Annotated in this window: 15 protein-coding genes; 9 read left to right on the forward strand and 6 right to left on the reverse strand. The window is 50.7% G+C overall.

The features are described from left to right. Positions 1-48: 48 nt before the first annotated feature. Positions 49-1,581, forward strand: coding sequence for an NADP-dependent phosphogluconate dehydrogenase (gene gndA, locus AT746_RS08035; protein WP_062478834.1), 1,533 nt, complete (start codon positions 49-51; stop codon positions 1,579-1,581). A gap of 66 nt (positions 1,582-1,647) precedes the next feature. On the opposite strand, the gene AT746_RS08040 is transcribed toward gndA, so the two are convergent. Continuing rightward, positions 1,648-2,442: a DUF2989 domain-containing protein gene (locus tag AT746_RS08040; RefSeq protein ID WP_062478837.1), complete on the reverse strand. Its 795-nt coding sequence runs from the start codon at positions 2,440-2,442 to the stop codon at positions 1,648-1,650. A 261-nt stretch (positions 2,443-2,703) separates the two neighbouring features. Between AT746_RS08040 and AT746_RS08045 the strand changes: the two genes are divergently transcribed. Next, positions 2,704-4,167: a glyceraldehyde-3-phosphate dehydrogenase gene (locus AT746_RS08045; protein WP_062478839.1), complete on the forward strand. Its 1,464-nt coding sequence runs from the start codon at positions 2,704-2,706 to the stop codon at positions 4,165-4,167. A gap of 70 nt (positions 4,168-4,237) precedes the next feature. Here the strand turns inward: AT746_RS08045 and AT746_RS08050 are convergent, their stop codons facing one another. Continuing rightward, positions 4,238-4,999, reverse strand: a complete 762-nt coding sequence (locus AT746_RS08050; protein WP_062478841.1) for a hypothetical protein — start codon at positions 4,997-4,999, stop codon at positions 4,238-4,240. 9 nt (positions 5,000-5,008) lie between these two features. Then, positions 5,009-5,563: a M15 family metallopeptidase gene (locus AT746_RS08055; protein WP_062478844.1), complete on the reverse strand. Its 555-nt coding sequence runs from the start codon at positions 5,561-5,563 to the stop codon at positions 5,009-5,011. 175 nt (positions 5,564-5,738) lie between these two features. Here AT746_RS08055 and AT746_RS08060 point away from each other — a divergent pair, with 175 nt between their 5' ends. From AT746_RS08060 to AT746_RS08085, 6 genes are all read left to right on the forward strand, one after another. Next, positions 5,739-6,251, forward strand: a complete 513-nt coding sequence (locus AT746_RS08060) for a TlpA family protein disulfide reductase (RefSeq protein WP_062478846.1) — start codon at positions 5,739-5,741, stop codon at positions 6,249-6,251. A gap of 101 nt (positions 6,252-6,352) precedes the next feature. Next, complete coding sequence (locus tag AT746_RS08065; protein WP_062478849.1) at positions 6,353-7,477, forward strand: M14 family metallopeptidase; 1,125 nt, start codon at positions 6,353-6,355, stop codon at positions 7,475-7,477. A 119-nt stretch (positions 7,478-7,596) separates the two neighbouring features. Beyond that, the gene (locus AT746_RS08070; RefSeq protein ID WP_197414367.1) at positions 7,597-9,237 is read left to right on the forward strand and encodes an AGCS family amino acid carrier protein; all 1,641 of its coding nucleotides are present in this window, start codon (positions 7,597-7,599) and stop codon (positions 9,235-9,237) included. 161 nt (positions 9,238-9,398) lie between these two features. Next, on the forward strand, positions 9,399-9,794 hold the full coding sequence (locus AT746_RS08075; RefSeq protein ID WP_062478856.1) for a zinc ribbon domain-containing protein: 396 nt from the start codon (positions 9,399-9,401) through the stop codon (positions 9,792-9,794). Then, positions 9,791-10,066, forward strand: coding sequence for a YeaC family protein (locus AT746_RS08080; RefSeq protein ID WP_062478859.1), 276 nt, complete (start codon positions 9,791-9,793; stop codon positions 10,064-10,066). The genes AT746_RS08075 and AT746_RS08080 overlap by 4 nt, the downstream gene beginning before the upstream one ends. Positions 10,067-10,311: 245 nt before the next feature. Beyond that, positions 10,312-11,073 (forward strand): substrate-binding periplasmic protein, encoded by a 762-nt coding sequence (locus AT746_RS08085; RefSeq protein ID WP_062478863.1) that lies wholly within the window; start codon positions 10,312-10,314, stop codon positions 11,071-11,073. A gap of 31 nt (positions 11,074-11,104) precedes the next feature. On the opposite strand, the gene cmoB is transcribed toward AT746_RS08085, so the two are convergent. The 3 genes from cmoB to AT746_RS08100 form a co-directional block, all read right to left on the reverse strand. Continuing rightward, positions 11,105-12,073, reverse strand: coding sequence for a tRNA 5-methoxyuridine(34)/uridine 5-oxyacetic acid(34) synthase CmoB (cmoB, locus tag AT746_RS08090; RefSeq protein WP_156413652.1), 969 nt, complete (start codon positions 12,071-12,073; stop codon positions 11,105-11,107). Positions 12,074-12,076: 3 nt separating this feature from the next. Then, on the reverse strand, positions 12,077-12,808 hold the full coding sequence (gene cmoA / locus AT746_RS08095) for a carboxy-S-adenosyl-L-methionine synthase CmoA (RefSeq protein ID WP_062484090.1): 732 nt from the start codon (positions 12,806-12,808) through the stop codon (positions 12,077-12,079). 107 nt (positions 12,809-12,915) lie between these two features. Further along, the gene (locus AT746_RS08100) at positions 12,916-14,070 is read right to left on the reverse strand and encodes a DcaP family trimeric outer membrane transporter (RefSeq protein ID WP_082633193.1); all 1,155 of its coding nucleotides are present in this window, start codon (positions 14,068-14,070) and stop codon (positions 12,916-12,918) included. Between the two features lie 278 nt (positions 14,071-14,348). Here AT746_RS08100 and acs point away from each other — a divergent pair, with 278 nt between their 5' ends. Then, positions 14,349-16,292, forward strand: a complete 1,944-nt coding sequence (gene acs / locus AT746_RS08105; protein ID WP_062478870.1) for an acetate--CoA ligase — start codon at positions 14,349-14,351, stop codon at positions 16,290-16,292. Positions 16,293-16,320 lie beyond the last annotated feature (28 nt).

Below are 16,320 nucleotides of genomic sequence, written 5' to 3' on the forward strand. Positions count from 1 at the left end.
GCAATTTTTTATGGCCCCGCCGGGCGTGACAATAAACAGGACGCACAGATGACAGATGATAAGCAGCTTTGTGACATAGGTTTTATTGGCTTGGGGGTGATGGGTAAAAACCTGACCCTTAATCTGGCAGACAACGGCTATCGCATCGCCTGTTTTGACCTGGATCAGACCAAGGTTGACGGCATCCTGGCTCAGGATGCCGCCGAGCGGGGCGATAAGGCCGCCCGTATTGTCGGTTGTCGTTCCTATACTGAACTGTTATCACGACTCAAGGCGCCTCACCTGATTATTGTTTCCGTGCCCGCCGGTGAGCCGGTGGATCATGTGTGTAATCATCTGATTGATGCCGGTATTGGTGCTGATGATATTGTGGTCGACACCGGCAACAGCCTGTGGACGGATTCGGTTGCCAGAGAACAGCACTTTAAGGGCAAGTTTATTTTCTTTTCCACTGCCGTATCCGGCGGTGAAGTGGGTGCCCGGTTCGGGCCCTCACTGATGCCATCCGGCGATCCCTATGCCTGGACCCGGATTAAACCTGTGTGGGAAGCCATCGCGGCTAAAGTGGATCCAGCTACCGGCAAACCACTGCCTGCCAAAGGGCCGGGTCAGCCTGTCACAGAAGGCGAGCCTTGTGCCACCTATATCGGGCCTGTGGGTGCCGGGCACTATGTGAAGATGGTGCACAATGGCATTGAATATGCGGACATGCAGCTGATCTGTGAAGCTTATCAGGTGATGCGTCAGGGACTGGGTATGGCACCGCAAGATATCGCTGCCACCTTCAGAACCTGGAATCAGGGGGTACTGAACAGCTATCTGATTGAAATCAGCGCCGAAGTACTGGAAAAACAGGATGATGAAACCGGTGAACCACTGGTGGATATGATCATGGACAAGGCCGGCCAGAAAGGCACTGGCCTGTGGACCGCGGTCAGTGCCCTGCAGGTTGGCAGTCCGGCGCAAACCATCGCTCAGGCGGTGTTTGCCCGCAGTATTTCCAGTCTTAAAAAGGAGCGGGTGCATGCGGCCACAATGCTTAAAGGTCCTGAACCTGTTGAATTGAGCAGTGATGAGAAACAGCAGGCGGTCAACAATTTGCAGGATGCCCTGTATTGCTCAAAAATCTGCGCCTATGCACAGGGCTTCCAGTTGATGGATATGGCCAGCAAGGAACATGGCTGGAAACTGGACTTTGCCGAGATCGCTAAGATCTGGCGGGCAGGCTGTATTATCCGCGCGGTATTTTTACAGTCTATCACCCAGGCCTATGCCAGTAATGATGAACTGGCGAACCTATTACTGGATCCGTTTTTTGCCAGCCAGATTCAGGCCTTTCAGCGCAACTGGCGTCAGGCTGTGGCCGATGCAACGCTGATGGGCATACCCTGCGCAGCCATGTCATCGGCACTGAATTATTATGACTCATATCGTAGCGAAACCTTACCGGCTAATTTGCTGCAGGGGCAGCGGGATTACTTTGGTGCGCACACTTATGAGCGTGTTGACCAGCCGGAAGGGCGCAAATTCCATATAGAATGGAGCCAACCCGGGCAGCCACAGGTACAAATTAAAAAATAATTACTGAAAGTTTATTACAGTAACAGCGCCATAGGGTTTATTTAAACTGTATGGCGCTCTGACGTTTTAGGGCGCCTTAAAGCGCCCGTCCTGTAGCTGGTCAATGATTTTTTCTGCCTTATTCTCAATCGGTCCGGCTTGTTTGGATTGTTGATGCAGAATCACCTCAATACTGGTCAGATTAAGGTTGTCGACACCAAATTCCCGACCCACGTAGCCCCACAGATAAGCCCAGTCGAATTGCTCTTCCTTCATAAATAAACTGCTCAGACTGCGGAAAATTTCGCTATCGATGTTGTCGTCATCTTCATAGAGCTCCAGCGCCCTGTACAGAAGACGAATGGCTTTGATTCGATCGAACTTGATGTAGTAACTGGCCAGCGCCACCTGCATCTCCGGATACTCCATCTGCGGTGTGTTTTCATAGGCCAGAAAACCTTTTAAGGCCTCCTCATTCTGGAATCGTGACCAGTGGTAATAGAGCAGGTGAGGGCTGTCGACGGCCCGGGTTTGCTGTGCCAGCCGCCTGAGCTCACGCTCTGCAGTGAGCAGGCCTTTGACCCGTTCTGATTTTCTCTCTTTGAGTTTGATATGTTCAATCTGCGAGGCTTTGGCAATGCACTTTTTATAGGCTTCAAAATTCAGCAACTGCTCATAGGTACCGCGATCAGTGGGAGCCTGTGACTGAGCATAACGGTTTTTGATGATCAGGGCTTTTTCTGCCCGGCACCAACTGTCCGGGTTCAGATCTCCGCACATTTGTGGCTGTTGTTTACAGATATCTTTTACTGTTAATGAGTTTAAACCGTCGCAGGCTGTTAGTGTCAGCAACAGCAAACAGAGCAGTGGAGTTTTGTGCATACGCACTCCAAAAATGAAGAAAAATTACCTACAAAAGGCGGCTAAACAGGCTTTTGAGGCCGATATTGAAACTTTATCACAATTTGGCTAGGGCCCACTGTTTCTTTAAAATAGCGGCCGCTTCTGACAATGCCAAGCACTTATATGTCCGGGCAAGCTGAAAATATGGATTTCGGTGACTTCGGGGATAGATTAAATCCGGGGCATTGGCAGTTCGCCGCAGATTTTTTAATCAACTGTAACGACGTAAAGGCTGAGTGAATGAACCACCAACATGAGCAAGAATTACTGAATAGCTGGCAGGAAAGACAGGAATACGCTGAGAAAATGCAGCCCCTGCTGGGTAAGTTATATCGGGACAAAGCGGTTGAAATCAATCTTTATGGGCGCCCTTTGCTGGGAGCCAACAGTATCGATATCATCAAAGCTCATCGTATGGTGCGTCTGCATACCTGCAACAAATTGCGTCTGCGCGAGAGCTGGCCTTTGCTTGAAGCCTTGAGTGAAATGAAGCTGGCACCGGCACAGGTGGATCTGGGTAAACTGGCTTATAACTTTCATTTTACTGACAAAGCGGCCGGCAGGGATGTGCAAAGCTACTTGCGTGACGAGCTGGCACAGATTGTCGATAAAGAAGATGAACACCAGCCTCAGGATGTGGTGCTGTACGGATTTGGCCGTATTGGCCGGTTGCTGGCAAGATTGCTGATTGAGCGTCATGGCCGCAACAATAAACTGCGTCTGCGTGCTGTTGTGGTGCGCGGCGGCAAAGAGGGGGACCTGGAAAAACGTGCCAGCTTGTTGCGTCGTGATTCAGTGCATGGTCCGTTCAATGGCAGTATTACGGTGGATCACGAGCGCAGCGCCATCAAAGCCAATGGTGCCTATATTCAGATCATCTACGCCAACAGTCCGGCTGAGGTGGATTACACTCAGTACGGTATCAATGATGCGATTGTGATTGATAACACCGGCATGTGGCGTGACCGCGACGGTCTGGGCCAGCATTTAGCGTCCAAAGGGGCGAAAAAGGTGTTGCTGACAGCCCCTGGCAAGGGTGATATCAAGAATATCGTTTACGGTGTTAACCATCAGGATATCACTGCAGAAGATCATATTCTGTCCGCGGCCAGTTGTACCACCAATGCCATTACCCCTGTGCTGCGTGCACTGGATGAGCATTTCGGTATCGAAAACGGCCACGTGGAGACGGTGCATTCTTACACCAACGATCAGAACCTTATCGATAATTATCACAAGGCCGAGCGCCGTGGTCGCGCCGCCCCCCTGAATATGGTGATCACCGAAACCGGTGCCGCTAAGGCGGTGGCCAAGGCATACCCTAAATTATCCGGCAAGCTGACCGGTAATGCGATCCGTGTGCCGACGCCGAATGTGTCACTGGCAATCCTGAACCTGAATCTGGGTAAAGAAGTCAGCCGTGATGAAGTGAATGAATTCTTACGCAAAGCGGCATTGTTTTCCGATCTGCAACATCAGATTGATTACACTGCCTCAACAGAGCTGGTCTCCACTGATTTAGTCGGCTCCCGTTTTGCCTCTGTGGTGGACTCTCAGGCAACAATCGCATCCGGTGATCGGGCTACCCTGTATGTCTGGTATGACAATGAGTTTGGCTACAGCTGCCAGGTGATGCGCGTCGTGCAGGACATGGCCGGCCAGCCTGTACCGACCTTGCCAGCATCAACGGAAAAATTAGGCTGAGAATACCTTCAGCCACCGTTATCAGTAAAAAGGGCTTCATATGAAGCCCTTTTTTCATCAATCCGCAGGGTTATTTTTTAAACCAGTTACGAATATCTGCCACCAGACTCACGCCCTGTGTCAGGCTGTCTTTGACCACAGAATGAGGGGCAAACTGCCCTTCCGGTGCTTTGTCTGCCACGCCACGAATTTTACCGATTTCTCTTAAACCCATATAGCTGATGATAATGCCGACGACCCAGGGCATCGACTCGACGTAGAGTTTACCGGCAAAGGTTGTGGGACCATGACCTTCGGCAAACAGGCGCACTATGGCATCCATGGCTCCGGGGTCGGCATTTTGGGGAAAGCGCATGACGCCAAATACATATTCAAAAGCGTTAAAGGGTTCTATCCAGCGCTTGAGAAAGGGCAGCCAGGTAACAATTAAATGTTGGATCAGATCCACCATCACCAGAAAAAACGGGAATAACACGTAGTAGACCATCCAGCGCACAGCCCAGGGCCGGGTGGTCATGCGCATCACGGCAATTTGTGAGGCGGCGTCCTGACTGAGTTTCTCGGTCAGGCTCTGATCTATCAGTCCGATTTCCATGGCCAGCCTTTCGTTCTGTGCCACATATTTATCCACTTCTCTGGCCATGATTTCAGCCCAGCGGTTTTGCTGATCAACGGGCAACTGTTGAATTTCAGTGCGCAATTCTTCCGGTGTGGATGACACTGAGGGGTGGCCGCTGATTTGTTGTACCGCCTCTTTGCCTTTGCTGAACAGCTCAGATACCTTGCCTACGGCATTCAGAATACCGGGAATGGCAGCGACAAGTTGCAACATAAGGTTCTCCTAGGTTAATTGCGTTTTTTTGAGCAGTTTATTTTCCAGCAGGGTGGCCTGCAGGGTATCTGGAGTGAGTACCTTTAAGGGATTGCTGCCAGCTCGAACCTGAGCGTGGGGGTATTCGCGAAACCCCGTCCAGTCTCCGGCCCAGAACATGCCCACCTGACGAACGGCTTCACCGTATGCATCCCAGTACATTTGTGCCTGCAGATAATTCCAGGCCGGTTTGCCACCGATAAGCGGAACGGCGTCCCAGGCTTCGCCATAGTTATGCCAGGATTCTCCCGGCGCAGCATTGGTAACATGAGGCCCATAGCAAGGCCCCACTGATTCAAGAATATTGGCGAGAAAGGCGAAGCCACGCTGGTTGAATTTTGCTATCTTGCGATCAATTTCGACCCTTGAGCGGGATTGCCGGTAGAGTCTGGCCTGTTCTTCCAGTGTTCTTAAGGTGCAGTAAATCAGCAGTTCAAAGCCAGTGGCCTGTTCACAGGCCCGGATAACCTGTTCGGCTTTGGCTTTTGCGGCCGGAACAAGGTCGTTGAGATCGCGGGAGGCCATGGTCCTTTCTCCGGGCCGTTGGTAACAGCATTAATGTAGTCGAGGAAATGGTTAGTGCAAAATTTAACCACATTTATTTCCTGGCGAGGCCTGCTCTTATCAGCTAACGCTGAAAGTTCTGTGTGCATAATCGGGTCTGCTGCGTAACGACAAACAACGACACATCTGAGGAGATATGGGCGAGCACTCTGACAACAAGAAAAGCAACACCTGGTGGCAGTGGCCCGTATTACTGGTGGCCCTGGCTGGGGTGTATCTTTGGCAGACCAGAGGTTTGCTGGATACCGGCAATCAGGTGAATACCACGGCCCTGCCTTTATTGGCGGGTGGCAGCGCGCCTATTGTAGAGGGGCAGGGAAAGCCTACACTGGTTTATTTTTTTGCGCCCTGGTGCCAGATTTGCAGCCTCAGTATTGGCAATCTGGATGATTTGGATGCAGAGCGAATCAATATTAAGAAGGTCGCCATGGATTATGCCAGCCTGGAGAACGTCTGGCAGTTTGTTAAGGATCATGATGTGCAGGGTGAGATACTGCTCGGTCATGAAGGATTAAAGCAGCAATTCAGAGTTTATGGTTATCCCACTTACTATATTCTCGATAAAGACGGTAAGGTGCTGGCAAGGGATATGGGTTACAGTTCGGGGCTCGGTCTGAAGCTCAGACAATGGCTCGCCACTGACAGTTGAATATTTTTTGAGCGTCGGTGAGGCGAGGGGATGTACAGAGTATGAGAATCAAAAGGGATTGTGGTAGATTAGCCTCGTCACTCACTACAAGTCATATATCAATGAGAATAAGCTGCAATTTTGATAGCGGTAACATCCAGGTTATCAGTGCCGATGCACCCGATGATATCCGCCTTAAAATAAGAAAAGACAACCAGTCGGATTTTTATCAGTGGTTCCATTTTCGCCTCGAAACCACGCCAATGACTAATCATAAAATTCACATCGGTGATTTAGCCAAGTCCGCTTACCCAGAAGGCTGGCAGGGATATCAGGCGGTTGCTTCTTATGATCGTCAGGAGTGGTTCAGGGTAGATGCCAGTTTTGACGGTGATACTCTGACTATCGATCACACCCCCGAATATGCTACTACCTATTACGCTTACTTTGCTCCATATAGCTACGAACGCCACCTTGATTTATTGGCCTGGGCGCAAACGTCCTTCGACTGCGAATTAAGCCATCTTGGCGAGACCCTTGATGGTCGTGATATGTCGCTATTGAGTGTGGGTCAGCATGAAGAAGGCAAAAAGGTTATCTGGATTGTGGCCCGTCAGCATCCCGGTGAAACCATGGCCGAGTGGCTGGTCGAGGGGCTACTGGAACGCCTGCTGGATGAAGATGACGGACTGGCCCGTTCACTGCTGGAACAGGCGGTGTTCTATATCGTGCCGAATATGAATCCGGACGGTTCAGTCAGAGGTCATCTGCGTACCAACGCCAAGGGCATTAACCTGAATCGCGAATGGGCACACCCATCTCTGGAAAACAGCCCTGAAGTCTATTATGTGCGCGAAAAAATGCAGCAGACCGGCGTGGATATGTTTCTTGATGTGCACGGTGATGAGGCTCTGCCGTATAATTTTCTCGCCGGTGGCGAAGGGATCCCCAATTATTGTGAAAAAATTGCTCATCAGGAGGCTACCTTCAAGCAGACATTACTGGCGGTAACACCTGAGTTTCAGGATACCTATGGCTATCCCAAGGATAAACCCGGTGAGGCCAACCTTACCGTCGCCTCCAATGCCATCGGCAACAGCTTTAAGTGCCTGGCTTATACTCTGGAAATGCCGTTTAAGGATAATGCCGATTTACCTGATGCCGCCTACGGCTGGTCGCCTGTGCGTTGTAAAAAACTTGGCGAAGATGTATTGGTAGCCATTCACGGCGTCATGAACCAACTTTAAGATAATCAAGACTCGGCCTGGCTGCCATCTGGTGACAGGTTCATAATCACTGAAATTATAATCATAACAAGGGGTTAGTGTTGGAATTCTTTAATCAGATATTGCTCTCTCTGGATGGCATGCTCGGTGGAGCCGTGTGGTTTCCCTATGTACTGCTTGGTGTGGGTCTGTTTTTTACCCTTTATCTTGGCTTTCCACAGGTACGTTATTTCAAACATGCCTGGCTGGTGGTCACTGGCAAGTTGGATCGAAAAGGCATGCCCGGTGATACTACGCACTTTCAGGCGCTGACCACCGCATTGTCGGGTACGGTGGGTACAGGAAACATCGGTGGTGTGGCCTTCGCTATCTTCCTTGGTGGCCCTGCAGCCTTGTTCTGGATGTGGGCTACGGCATTTTTGGGGATGACAACCAAGTTTGTGGAAGTGACCCTGTCCCATAAATACCGCGTACAGACCGAAGACGGCACCATGGCCGGTGGGCCCATGTATTACATGGACAGACGGCTGAATATGAAATGGCTGGCCATTGCCTTTGCAATTGCCACGGTCATCAGTTCATTCGGCACAGGTAACCTGCCACAGATTAACAACATTGCCCAGGGCATGCAGGCCACTTTTGGTCTTGACCCTATGCTTACCGGTGCAGTGCTGGCGGTATTGCTGGCGCTGGTGATCCTCGGTGGTATCCGTCGAATTGCTAAAGTCACCTCAAAAATAGTGCCTTTGATGTCTGTGCTCTATGTGGTCGGGGCGCTGGCGGTGATCTTCTATAATCTTGAGAATATCGGCCCGGCCTTTGCCTCAGTGATTTCTGATGCCTTTACGGGCTCTGCTGCTGCTGGCGGCTTTTTGGGTGCGACTATTGCCTATGCTTTTAACCGCGGGGTAAACCGAGGCCTGTTTTCTAACGAAGCGGGGCAGGGGTCTGCACCAATTGCCCACGCCTCAGCCAAGGCCGATGAGCCGGTTTCAGAGGGCATGGTGTCGATTCTGGAGCCTTTTATCGATACTATTATTATCTGTACGCTGACCGGGCTGGTGATCCTCTCTTCCGGTGTCTGGAAAGAGAAGTTTGATAACGTGTTTGAACGGGCAGATATGCAGATCCTGGCAGGCACCTATTCTGACCAGAAAGAGGCTGACAAACAGCAATTGTATCTGTATCTGAACGACGCCACGGGTCACAGTGTTGAACGTTATAACGGTAAAGTGGAAGTGGTGTCCGGTAAGCCGCTGAACCGTGATTTTACGGTGATCAATGCCCGCTCTGTGGCCGAAGATGTGGTTTTCAGTGTCGGCTCAAGGGAAGATTTGTTTACGGGCACCCTGAATATTCAGGACGGACGCCTTGAGAAAGACAATATTGTCGTTTCCGGTAAATCCCTGATCCACTCGGCGCAACTGACAACACAGGCCTTCACCCGCGGCTATTTCGGCGACTATGGTCAGTATATTGTCTCTATCGGTTTGCTGCTGTTCGCGTTTTCAACGGCCATCGCCTGGTCCTATTATGGTGACCGGGCGATGACCTATTTGCTCGGCCCCCGTTCTGTTATGCCCTACCGGGTATTCTACGTAGCCGGGTTTTTCTGGGCCTCTTTCTCAGATACGACCCTGGTCTGGAACCTGGCGGCAGTGGCCATAGTCGTGATGACCTTACCCAACCTGTTCGGTATTTTGCTGCTGCGTAAAGAGATGAAGCAAACCGTGAAGGAGTACTGGGATGACTATGAGAAAAAGACCACCGAGAAGTCCTGAACCAGGCTGATCTGTCTTAACATACTCGTATATCGCGCAGCCCTTGCTGCGCGATATACGTTTTGCCACCAGCGTTAAGCCAGTCTTTTCTCGTTGCCGCTTCGATAAGCTGGTAGCTTTTGGTAACATTATTCAATTAACGATCAACAACAGGAGCGAGTATGGCGCTGATTGATTGCCCATCCTGTAAGAAGAAGATTTCTGATAAGGCAGACAGCTGCCAGCACTGCGGTTTTGCCATTGGCGAGGCCAGTCGTGATGATATTTTGCGTAAACAGCAGTTTCACCGTTTCAAACGTATGCAGTCGATCCAGACCCAATCTATACTGGCGATGCTGATGTTTGTGGCGGGTTTTGCCATTCTTTACTGGGGAGATGGGCCCTCGCGGGAACTTGGCTGTGAGTTCTCCCTGAATCTGATTAAAGACGGCGGTGCATTGTGTCTCTGGCACGGCCAGACTCAGTATAATCTGGCAATAGGCTGCTCTGTAATAGGCTTTATCTGGTATATCGTCAATCGTGTTCGCATGATTTTTATTAAGAAGTCCGGCAGATGAACATTCAACAGATGGTCAGTGTTATGACCCCAGAAGTATACGAGCGTTTATCTCAGGCGGTAGAGACCGGAAAATGGCCCGATGGCCAGCCTTTGTCTGAGTCTCAGCGGGAGACCAGCATGCAGGCAGTGATGCTTTATCAGGCCACTGTGCTTAAGTCTGATGAACATATGACTGTAGGTGAGAGTGGTGAGATAGTGCACAAATCCAAACAAGACTTACGGCAATCTTTTAACAGCGATATAGCCCGGTTTAAGGCAGAAGATCTTTAGCCGCTCGACGCAGGAAGTGAGGCAATCATCTCTAACAGGTGCAAGCGGGGCCGATGAGGGATACACTGACAGTACAGTCTGATTTTATGTGACAAATGACACAGAGGATCAACTCCGGACCTGTTACCAACAGCGAATAGGGATATATAACCCAGATTGGCGCGGTTGTTTGCTCGAAGATTACGCATTGTTGCCTGCAATGGAAAATACAGGACTTGTTGCAGCGATGCTTTAGAGTCATTGGTATGAAGTTATTCAGACTATTGGTGTTGCTCTCTTTTGGCCTGTTCAGTAGTGTCTTAAGTGCTGAAAAGCTGTTGTTTGTGGCAGAGGATCTGCCCCCCTATCATTTTATTAATCAGCAAGGCGAGAAAGATGGCGCCCTGTATGAGATTGTTCTGGCACTGATTGAACAATCCGGCACAGAAGCCGACATTCACTTTACCCCCTGGGCCCGCGCCTATGATATGAGCCTGAATCAGCCCAATGTGATTATGATTTCAGTGCTTAAAACGCCCGTCCGGCAAAAGCATTTTCAATGGATTGGTGAGATTTATCGCGCCGAAGCCTTTTTTGTAAAGCTGAAAAGTCGCCGGGATTTGCGCATTGGCTCGCTGGAACAGGCGCGTAATCATGTGGTGGGCACCATCAGAGGCTACGGTGCGGAGCAATACTTACGCAGAAATGGTTTCAGTGAGGTGCGCGAGAATCTCGCCCTGAGTGTCGAGTATCATCAGCTTTGGGGTATGCTGTTTAAGGGCCGTGTGGATCTGCTGTTTACCAATACTCTGGGCCTGATGGTGGAAGTGCCAAAAGCGGGTTTTGACCCCGGGCAGGTTGAAAAAGCTTATGCAGTGTTGGATTTTCCGAATGAGCTACATCTGGCTACCGGCCTGGACACATCCGAGGCGGTAGTTGAGAGGCTGCGCGGCAGTTTGCAGCAGCTCAAGGAACAGGGAATTTATCAGAGTATTCTTAGTAAGTGGGGTCTGACTGACAGTGAGTAATGATCGCTGATTAGCAATTATAGCTGTGACTTCAGATGGAGGCGATGAGCACTGCACGTACAGGAGCAGGGTAGCCTTCAACGGTTTTCGTTGGATCCTGTGGATCAAGAAAGTCCGCCAGAGAATGATTGGTCATCCATTCTGTGCTGCGTTGCTCGTCGGTTGAGGTGGTACTGATATCCACTGTGCGGATCTGCTTAAAACCTACCCTGGCCATCCAGGCTGTCAGTGCTGCAGTGCTGGGAATAAACCAGACATTTCGCATTTGTGCATAGCGTTCGCCGGGCACCAAAACAGTATGTTCATCCCCTTCAACCACCAGGGTTTCCAGCACCAGTTCGCCACCGGGTTTAAGTTGTGCTTTGAGCTCATAGAGAAAATCGATGGGGCTTTTACGATGATACAACACCCCCATCGAAAACACCGTATCAAAAGCTTTCAGCTCTGGTAGTTGCTCAACGCCCAGCGGCAGCATATGGATATTCGGAGCCGGATAAAAGTGGCGTATGGCCAGAAACTGCATCAAAAATAGCGGGAAGGGATCGATGCCCACCACCAGTTCAGCCTCCTCACCGAGCATACGCCACAGGTGGTAGCCGCTGCCGCAGCCCACATCCAATACCTTTTTGCCTTTCAGCGTACTCAGATGGGGGCGTACTCTGTCCCATTTCCAGTCGGAGCGCCATTCCGTATCCAGATCGATGCCGTGCAAACAGAAGGGGCCTTTGCGCCAGGGTTTAAACTGCATTAACAGTCCGGTGATCTGCCTGGTGGTGTACTCATCCACGCCTTCACCATCACCTATGGTGACACTGTTTTTCAGATCCGTCTTATCAGCCGTAATCGCCGGTAACTTATCGAGTAATTTCTGCCATTTCTGCAGATCTTTTTTATGCTGGCGTTGCCAGTCACCCAGCTGTGCCGGCAAGTCTTCCAGCCAGTGACTGAGATCAGAACCGGCGAGCTGGCGGTAGAACTGCTGAAAAATCTGCATCATCATCCTTTACTTGATTGCCACCATGGAGGCGAAATTAAAACATTTGAACCACAGCACTATGTCACTGAAACCGGCCTGATGCAGACGTTGTTCATGTTCGGCGAAACTGTCAGTGAGCATAACGTTTTCCAGTGCAGAACGTTTCTGACTGATCTCCAGCTCAGAATAGCCGTTGCGCCGTTTAAATTCATGATGCAGATCGACCAGCAGGGTATTGCCCTGTTCACTGGGATGACGGATTTTTTCCGATAATATCAGCACACCGCCGGGTTTCAGGCCCTGATAGATCTTTTTAAGAATCGCCCCGCGTTGTTCAGGCTGTATAAATTGCAGGGTAAAGTTCATCACGACCATTGAGGCATTGCTGATGGGGACCTGTTGTAAATCCTCACACAGCACCTGAATGGGTACCGGGGATTTAAATGCCTGCAGATGACGTTCACAGCGCTCGATCATCGCCGGGGAGTTATCCACTGCAATTATTTTACAGCCCGGCGTCTGCACATAACGGCTGATGGCCAGACTGACGGCACCTAAAGAGCAGCCTAAATCATATAAGTGAGAGTCTGCTTCGGCGTAGCGCCCCGCCATCTGACCAATCGCATCGACAATGGTGCTGTAACCTGGCACGGAACGCTGGATCATATCAGGAAAGACTTCAGCCACATTTTCATCGAAGCGAAAATCAGATACCTGCTCAGCAGGTTTGGAATAGATGGCGTCTTTGGGGGATGAAATCATGACCAGTGTTTGTGGGCTTAAGGGGCGGCCATTTTAGTTGGAATACAAAGTGCCGACAACCCCGGGGTTTGTCGGCACTTCTGGCTGGAAATGTTTAAATGATTTCAGAAAGCGTACTTGGCAGAAAACTGCAGCCTGTCCATGTCGCCTTCCAGGCCATTTTCGACATCCCGCTGTGCGTGTGCATATTCAACACCAAAACTCAGCTCTTTACTTGGTGAGTAGATGGCATTGACCCTGACACTGCGGGTGCTCTCTGTGACTCCCATTCCGGTCAGCGCCGTGTCATTGTCTGCGCTAAACCAGGAATAACTCAGGGTTGAACGCCACTGTTCGCTCCATAAATGGCGGTACGCAATCAATCCGCCGCTGGAGTCGATACTCTCCAGTTCGCCGCTGGCATTCAGCACCGCGCCGTTGGCGGCATTAATACCAAGGTAGCGGCCCATACCGGCACCGGTGTTAAACATCATTCTGACATCGTTACGACCCAGGTTTACCTTGGCTGATACGCTCAGCGCTGCGGCTGTTTCGGTGCTATCGATAGCATTACCGTCATCATAGGCAAGCTGGCGAATCAAGGTCGCTGCACTGATATGTCCCCAATCCTGTTTGAGGGTATAACGTAACACCAGATCCGGTACGCCGTTGTCATCGGCCACAATGCGGCCACCGCCGCCAAAGGGCGTGACTGTGGTTTCCGGATTTTCCAGGGCGACAGACAAGCCACCTGCGGAGTAACGAACCATCGCCTGGCGAACAAAGATGGTACCGTCCGTTGCACCTATAAAATCCAGGGTTTCCGGTAATACGGAAACATCCTGAAAGGTGCTCCAGGTCTGACCAAATAACCAGCCATCGTACTCAATTGTGGCAATCCGCATTCGTGGGCTGTAAGAATTAGATACCCGTTCATCACCATTTGGGGTGGCCATAAAATCCAGCTCAATAGTGGCTTTCAGTGCTTTGCCATTGGACAGGGTGGTATTACTGGAAAAGTTAAACCGGGTCTGTCTGGCGTGCATATCGAAGGCGGTACCTTCATCTTCGCCACCAACAGGGGTCAGTCCGGGGATATAAAAGTCACGGCCAATATTACCTGAGGGTAAGGTACCATCGGAGTATTGGCTGGCAATGGCGTCTAATTTGATATAGCCGCCGAAATTAAACTCGGTATTATTCAGACTGGCCGCGCTGGCTGATGCAGCGCTCAGTGCGCTCAGTAACAGGGTAGATCTGAGTATTGTGCAGGGTTTCATTTTTTATCCTCGTTTTTACTTTCCATTAACAATCCTGCACGGAAGCAATTTGCTCAATCCGACCTTAGTCTATTCGACTAAGGTCGGCTCAGTTTTACTTTAGTTATAATCAGAGCTGTTGTGCTGTAGTTAAGGGTGTTTTAATTTATTGTTAATGGTGCCGTTAAGACTAAGGTCTAATATGTTAACTTCACCTGCCCCTTACCATTGAGGCATGCCCAACAGAGCGCAAAACCCGGACGCAGTCTTCGCGGTTTTAACAAATTGGAGATCAGACTATGTTGCATAAAGTACACCCCGTTTCTTCTTATCCGGCCCGCAAGACTCATGCTGATAAAGCAGAGTATCAGCGTTTGTATAAGTGGTCCGTAGAAGACCCGGAAGGTTTCTGGGCGCAGCAGGGCAAGCGACTGGACTGGATCAAACCTTTTAGCCGGGTTAAGCAAACCAGTTTTGCAAAGGGTAAGGTGGATATACAGTGGTTCGCCGATGGTCAGCTTAATGCCAGCTACAACTGTATCGATCGCCATCTGAAGAAAAACCCTGATGCCACTGCCATTATCTGGGAAGGTGATGATCCGGCAATGGACAAGACCATCAGCTATCAGCAGATGCACGATGAAGTCTGCCGGCTTGCCAACGCCATGAAAGCCAAAGGGGTGGGTAAAGGTGACAGGGTCATTATTTATATGCCGATGATCCCGGAAGCGGCTTTTGCCATGCTCGCCTGTGCCCGCATTGGTGCCGTTCATTCGGTGATTTTTGGTGGCTTTTCTCCCAATGCTATTGCCGATCGGGTAGAAGATTGTCAGGCGAAAATGGTTATCACGGCTAATTTTGGTCGCCGCGGTGGAAACAAAGTGGCCCTTAAGGCCAATGTTGATAAAGCGCTTGAGCGGGAAAATACAGCCTGCATTGAATCGGTTATCGTATTTAAGCTGCTCGAAGAAGAGACCAGTATGGTTGCGGATCGCGATCACTGGTGGCACGACGCAGCCGGCGCCTGTGAGCCAGTGTGTGAGCCTGAGCCAATGAACGCCGAAGATCCGTTGTTTGTACTGTATACGTCCGGCTCCACCGGCAAGCCCAAAGGGGTGGTGCATACCACTGGTGGTTATCTGGCTTATGCATCTATCACTCATGAGTATGTGTTTGACTATCAGCCCGGTGATGTTTACTGGTGTGCGGCAGATGTGGGCTGGATCACCGGTCACACTTATATTGTCTATGGTCCTTTTGCTAACGGCGCAGTTTCGCTGATGTTTGAAGGAGTACCCACCTACCCGGATGTGCGTCGTATGGCGCAGGTGGTGGATAAACATAAAGTCAATATCCTGTATACCGCGCCTACCGCTATTCGTGCGCTGATGGCAAAAGGTGATTTACCGGCCCAGGGCACGAACAGAGATTCATTGCGCTTATTAGGCAGTGTGGGCGAACCGATCAATCCGGAAGCCTGGGACTGGTATCACGACAAAATCGGTAATAAGCAATGTCCCATTGTGGATACCTGGTGGCAGACTGAAACCGGCGGTGTGATGATTTCGCCACTACCCGGTGCCACAGATCTCAAGCCTGGTTCGGCTACCCTGCCGTTTTTCGGTGTCAAGCCGGCGCTGGTGGACAGCGAAGGTAACTTCCTCGAAGGTGCGGTATCCGGTAATCTGGTGATCACCGATTCCTGGCCAGGGCAGGCCCGCACTGTATGGGGCGATCATGACAGGTTTGAGCAAACCTATTTCAGCACTTACGCCAATTTATATTTTACCGGCGATGGTGCCCGCCGGGATGAAGATGGTTACTTCTGGATCACCGGTCGGGTCGATGACGTACTCAATGTATCAGGCCACCGTCTGGGTACCGCCGAGATAGAAAGTTCGCTGGTTGAGCATCCGGCTGTTGCCGAAGCCGCTGTGGTCGGTTACCCCCATGATATTAAAGGGCAGGGCATTTATGTGTATGTGTTGCCCACTGACGGCGTTGAGATCACCGAGGAGCTGACCAAAGAGGTGCGCCAGTTTGTCAGGGATGATCTGAGTCCTATCGCCAGCCCTGATTTTATTCAGTGGACACCGGGCCTGCCGAAAACCCGCTCCGGTAAAATCATGCGTCGCATTCTGCGCAAGATCGCCGCCAATGAGTTTGACAGTCTGGGCGATACCTCAACCCTGGCCGATCCTGCGGTAGTGGATGAGCTGATTCAAAACCGGCTGAATAAGTAAGTCTGTGAATATCATCTGCCACTGGTGT

It is taken from the genome of Lacimicrobium alkaliphilum, from assembly GCF_001466725.1.
GTDB classification, from domain to species: Bacteria; Pseudomonadota; Gammaproteobacteria; order Enterobacterales; family Alteromonadaceae; genus Lacimicrobium; species Lacimicrobium alkaliphilum_B.

What these genes read in the sequence shown, in the direction of transcription:
- AT746_RS08040 (WP_062478837.1), bottom strand. Translation starts at nt 2,442, where the DNA reads ATGCACAAAACTCCACTGCTCTGTTTGCTGTTGCTGACACTAACAGCC.
- AT746_RS08060 (WP_062478846.1), top strand. Translation starts at nt 5,739, where the DNA reads ATGGGCGAGCACTCTGACAACAAGAAAAGCAACACCTGGTGGCAGTGG.
- AT746_RS08055 (WP_062478844.1), bottom strand. Translation starts at nt 5,563, where the DNA reads ATGGCCTCCCGCGATCTCAACGACCTTGTTCCGGCCGCAAAAGCCAAA.
- AT746_RS08100 (WP_082633193.1), bottom strand. Translation starts at nt 14,070, where the DNA reads ATGAAACCCTGCACAATACTCAGATCTACCCTGTTACTGAGCGCACTG.
- AT746_RS08065 (WP_062478849.1), top strand. Translation starts at nt 6,353, where the DNA reads ATGAGAATAAGCTGCAATTTTGATAGCGGTAACATCCAGGTTATCAGT.
- AT746_RS08045 (WP_062478839.1), top strand. Translation starts at nt 2,704, where the DNA reads ATGAACCACCAACATGAGCAAGAATTACTGAATAGCTGGCAGGAAAGA.
- acs (WP_062478870.1), top strand. Translation starts at nt 14,349, where the DNA reads ATGTTGCATAAAGTACACCCCGTTTCTTCTTATCCGGCCCGCAAGACT.
- AT746_RS08050 (WP_062478841.1), bottom strand. Translation starts at nt 4,999, where the DNA reads ATGTTGCAACTTGTCGCTGCCATTCCCGGTATTCTGAATGCCGTAGGC.
- cmoB (WP_156413652.1), bottom strand. Translation starts at nt 12,073, where the DNA reads ATGATGATGCAGATTTTTCAGCAGTTCTACCGCCAGCTCGCCGGTTCT.
- AT746_RS08085 (WP_062478863.1), top strand. Translation starts at nt 10,312, where the DNA reads ATGAAGTTATTCAGACTATTGGTGTTGCTCTCTTTTGGCCTGTTCAGT.
- gndA (WP_062478834.1), top strand. Translation starts at nt 49, where the DNA reads ATGACAGATGATAAGCAGCTTTGTGACATAGGTTTTATTGGCTTGGGG.
- AT746_RS08070 (WP_197414367.1), top strand. Translation starts at nt 7,597, where the DNA reads ATGCTCGGTGGAGCCGTGTGGTTTCCCTATGTACTGCTTGGTGTGGGT.
- AT746_RS08080 (WP_062478859.1), top strand. Translation starts at nt 9,791, where the DNA reads ATGAACATTCAACAGATGGTCAGTGTTATGACCCCAGAAGTATACGAG.
- AT746_RS08075 (WP_062478856.1), top strand. Translation starts at nt 9,399, where the DNA reads ATGGCGCTGATTGATTGCCCATCCTGTAAGAAGAAGATTTCTGATAAG.